Origin of the sequence: Spirillospora sp. NPDC049652 (assembly GCF_040675125.1) — a bacterium.
In the GTDB taxonomy this organism is placed as follows: Bacteria; Actinomycetota; Actinomycetes; order Streptosporangiales; family Streptosporangiaceae; genus Spirillospora.
In genome coordinates this window covers 1-3,981 of the sequence record NZ_JBFAOF010000688.1, presented here as the reverse complement: position 1 = coordinate 3,981, position 3,981 = coordinate 1, and the positions used below count along the sequence as shown (strand labels likewise).

5 protein-coding genes are annotated in these 3,981 nt (G+C 70.0%); all 5 read left to right on the top strand.

Features of this window, described 5'->3' with window-relative positions; genetic code table 11:
* Window positions 1-122: 122 nt before the first annotated feature.
* From AB0J52_RS30695 to AB0J52_RS30675, 5 genes are read left to right on the top strand one after another with little or no spacing between them, the layout of a single operon-like run.
* Window positions 123-1,370: an MCE family protein gene (locus AB0J52_RS30695; protein WP_500186167.1), complete on the top strand. Its 1,248-nt coding sequence runs from the start codon at window positions 123-125 to the stop codon at window positions 1,368-1,370.
* Window positions 1,367-1,876, top strand: coding sequence for an Rv1363c family protein (locus AB0J52_RS30690; RefSeq protein ID WP_500186166.1), 510 nt, complete (start codon window positions 1,367-1,369; stop codon window positions 1,874-1,876). The genes AB0J52_RS30695 and AB0J52_RS30690 overlap by 4 nt, the downstream gene beginning before the upstream one ends.
* The gene (locus AB0J52_RS30685) at window positions 1,873-2,442 is read left to right on the top strand and encodes a hypothetical protein (RefSeq protein WP_500186165.1); all 570 of its coding nucleotides are present in this window, start codon (window positions 1,873-1,875) and stop codon (window positions 2,440-2,442) included. Before AB0J52_RS30690 ends, AB0J52_RS30685 begins: the two co-directional genes overlap by 4 nt.
* A 19-nt stretch (window positions 2,443-2,461) precedes the next feature.
* Window positions 2,462-3,253: an Rv1363c family protein gene (locus AB0J52_RS30680; protein WP_500186164.1), complete on the top strand. Its 792-nt coding sequence runs from the start codon at window positions 2,462-2,464 to the stop codon at window positions 3,251-3,253.
* Entirely contained in the window at window positions 3,253-3,867 is a 615-nt protein-coding gene (locus tag AB0J52_RS30675; RefSeq protein ID WP_500186163.1) for a hypothetical protein, read from the top strand. The genes AB0J52_RS30680 and AB0J52_RS30675 overlap by 1 nt, the downstream gene beginning before the upstream one ends.
* Window positions 3,868-3,981: the final 114 nt, after the last annotated feature.

The window sequence follows — 3,981 nt, the reverse complement described above, 5'->3', positions numbered from 1 at the left end:
GCCGTCCAACACTCCTCAGCAGGTGGGCCCGTCCGCCCCCACGGGCGGCACGGGCGGGTCCGGCGGCGGGACGGATCCGAACCGTCCGGCGCTGCCCCTGCCGACCCTGGGAGGCAACTGACATGCTGACCGTCGGCGCGCGCCTGAAGGCCATCGTCTTCACCCTGCTGGCCATCTTCGTGATCTCCTACATCGCGATCACCTACGCGGACCTCGGCAAGTACGTCGGGATGCGCGGCTACTACGTCGTCCGGCTCGAACTGCCCACGACGGGCGGCCTCTTCAAGGGCTCCGACGTCTCCTACCGGGGCACCTCGGTGGGCAAGGTCGGCGACCTCAAGCTCACCTCGGACGGCGTCCTCGCCGACCTGCACATCTCCGACAGCGCCCCCGACATCCCGCGCGACCTCAAGGCCATCGTCGCCAACCGGTCGGCCGTGGGCGAGCAGTACGTCGAGCTGGAGCCGGAACGCGACGGCGGCCCGTACCTCGCGCAGGGCGCCGTCATCCCGCGCAGCGCGACGGCCACGCCCGCCCCGGTGGAGCAGACCCTCAAGAGCATCAACGACCTGTCCGGGTCGCTGCCGCTGAACGACCTCAAGGTCGTCGTGGACGAGCTCGGCCAGGCGTTCGCCGGGCAGGGCCCGCACCTGCAGAAGCTCCTGGACACCAGCGGCGAGTTCATCGCCGCGTCGGACGCCGCGTTCCCGCAGACCGACGAGCTGATCAAGAACGGGAACATCGTGCTGCGGACGCAGAACGAGGAGGCGCAGGCGTTCAAGGACTTCGCCCGCAACTCCCACCTGCTGGCGCAGACGCTCCGGTCGTCCGACGGCGACATCCGCAAGATCCTGGCGTACGGGCCGCCCGCCAACCGCGAGCTGATCGACCTGCTCCGGCGCATGCAGCCCGGACTGCCGATCCTGCTGGCCAACCTCCTGACGACCTCGCGGCTCACCGACGCGCGCCTGCCCGGACTGGAGACGACGCTCGCGAACCTGCCGAAGATCTCCGCGATCGGCCCGTCCATCGTGCAGGACGGCAAGCTGCGCCTCGGCCTGGTGAACACCTTCTTCAACCCGCAGCCCTGCACGCGCGGCTACGGCGGCACGCAGTACCGCAACGGCACGACCGACCTCAAGCCGGGCAAGTTCAACCGCAGCGCGTACTGCGCGGAGCCGAAGAGCAGCGGCATCAACGTCCGCGGCGCGGCGAACGCCCCGCACTACGGCGTCCCGGCCGCAGCCGTCCCCGGCGTGGACAGCGCCAACATCACCGCCGCACAGCCGTTCTTCTCGGCGGTCGGCCTCCCAGGCCTCGGCCGTGAGGGCGGGACGTCCCTCCAGCAGCTCCTGGGGATCGGCCGATGACACGCCTCACCGGATTCGTCCTGGTCGCCGCCGCCCTCGCGTTCCTCGGGTTCGCGGGGTGGCGGTGGGCCGGGACGGTCTGGAACGAGGACCGCACGTACGCCGCGCAGCGCGACGACATGAGGGACACGGCCGTCCGGGACATGGTGATGCTGAACAGCGTCGACCCGTCCCGGGCGCAGCTCGACATGGAGCACTGGCTCGACATCTCGACCGGCACGCTCCGCGAGGCCCTCCAGCGCGACCTGCCCGCCGCCCAGGCGAAGTTCGCCAAGCAGCAGGTCCCAACGCGTGGCGAGGTCACGGCCGCGGCGGTCACCTCGTTCGACAAGGACGGCGGGAAGGCGACGGTGCTCGCGTCCGTCCGGGTGTTCCTCGGCGCGGACGCGGACGGCGCGCCGTCCTCCGAGCAGCGCAAGCGGTTCGAGGTCGGCATGAAGCGGATCTCGGAGGGCCTGTGGAAGGTCGAGTCCCTGACCCCGGTCGCTCCGGGAGGCCGCAGGTGAGCACTGAGGTCGAGGTCCGGGCGCGGCCAAGGAAGAAGCGGGAGCCGGAGAAGCGCTCGCGCGTCCTCCTCAAGCGCTGGTGGCCGTTCCTGCTCGCCGTCGCCATCGCGGCGGGCGCGTTCGCATTGAACACGTGGGCGTCCGACCGCGCGTCGGGCGGCCCGGCCGCCAACCGCGTCCTGCTGGACAAGACCGCCACATCGGAGGCGATCTCCAACGTCACGCAGGCGGTGGAGCGGGTCTTCACGTACTCGTACACGGACCCGGACTCCACATCACGTGCGGCCTCCAGCCTGCTCACGGGCAAGGCCGCAGCCCAGTACCAATCGCTTTTCGGCCAGGTGCGCCAGGAGGCGCCGCGCCAGCAGCTCGCACTGACCACCAAGGTCGTGCGCGCGGGCGTCGTGCGCCTCGACAGGGATGGGACGGCGGTGGTCGTGGTCTTCCTCGACCAGCAGGCGACGCGGGCCGGCAAGGCCACGGGCACGCCGGTCGCCGCCCAGCTCATCGTGACGGCCCACCGCTCCGGTGGGACGTGGCGCATCACCGAACTGCGGGCCGCCTGAAGGAAGGGGTGGATTTCAGGTGGACACCAAGCAAGAGCTCAAGGCCGAGGCCGAGCCTGATACCGAGGCTCAGGCCGATTCCGGGACCGCCGCTTCGGCGGAGGAGGAAGCGGAGCCGAAACCGAAGCCGAAGTCCAAGGTCAGGACGAGGGACGTCACCAAGAAGCCCTCACCTGAGCCGGACGAGGAGTCGAAGGACTCGGAAGACCCGGAGTCCGAGGCGTCCGGGTCGGAGGCCGCCGAGACCGGCACCGAGGACAAGGAGCCGGAGGCCGGCGAGCCGAAGACCAAGCGGGGCTGGCGACGCGATCCGCTGATCCTCATCGCGATCACGGTCACGGTCCTCGCCGGGTTCGCCGCCGCGTGGTTCGGGTGGAGCTACCACCAGGCGTCGAGCGACAAGGGCATCAGCCAGGCCCGCACGCGCGACGAGGTCCTGCGCTCCGCGGAGCAGGAGATCGTCAACCTGAACACGCTCGACTACACCAAGATCGACCAGGGCCTCTCCCTCTGGCAGGACTCGACCACCGCCGATCTGTACAACCAGATCGTCCAGGGCCGCCAGCAGCTCGCCGCCTCGGTGACGAAGGCGAAGACGGTCAGCACCGCCAAGATCCTCGAATCCGGGATCACCGAGCTGGACTCCGACGCGGGCAAGGCCGGCGTCATGGTCGCGATCCGCGTGACGGTGACGACTCCCGACGGGAAGTCGTCCGCCAGCATCCGGCGGCTCTCCGGCCAGCTCACCAGGACGTCCGACGGGTGGAGGCTCTCCGCCCTCGGCCAGGCCGCCACGTCGTCGGGGAACTGATGAAGACCGAGAAGAAGAACACGACGGCCAAGAAGGCCACGACGGCCACGACGGCCGCGAAGGGCAAGAAGGCCACGAAGGACAAGAGGAAGGTGCCCGGCACCGCCCGGACGCGCGTCGTGGCCCTCCTGGGCGTCCTCACCGTCGCCTTCGGGACGACCGCCGCGTGGGCGGGGACGAAGGCCGAGGCCATCACCGGCAACGCGGCGTCGGAGAACCACGCGCTCACCGACAACGCCCGCACGAGTGAGGTGAAGGGCGAGGTCACCAGCGCGTTGAACACGGTGTTCTCGTACAACTACGCCGACACGGGCAAGACCGAGCAGGCCGCGAAGAAGCTGCTCACGGGTGATGCGGTCCGGCAGTACAACGCGATGTTCGCGACCGTCCGGCAGCAGGCCCCGCAGCAGAAGCAGATCCTGACGACCACGGTCACCGACACGGCCGTGAAGTCCCTCAGCGACGACCAGGCCCGCCTGCTGATCTTCGCCGACCAGCGCAACACGCGGACCGACAAGAACCAGACCAGCTACTCGGCGGCCGTGTTCGCGGTGACCGCGATCCGCGTGGACGGCACCTGGAAGCTCAGCGCCATCGACACCTTCGGAGGCTGACCGAGAAGCCTCAGCCCATAGCGGCGAGTACCCGTTCGCCGTGACCGCCCGGTCGAAGGGAGTTCGTCATGAAGCAGTCGGTACGCAAGGCCGTGCTCGGCGCGGCCGCAGCCA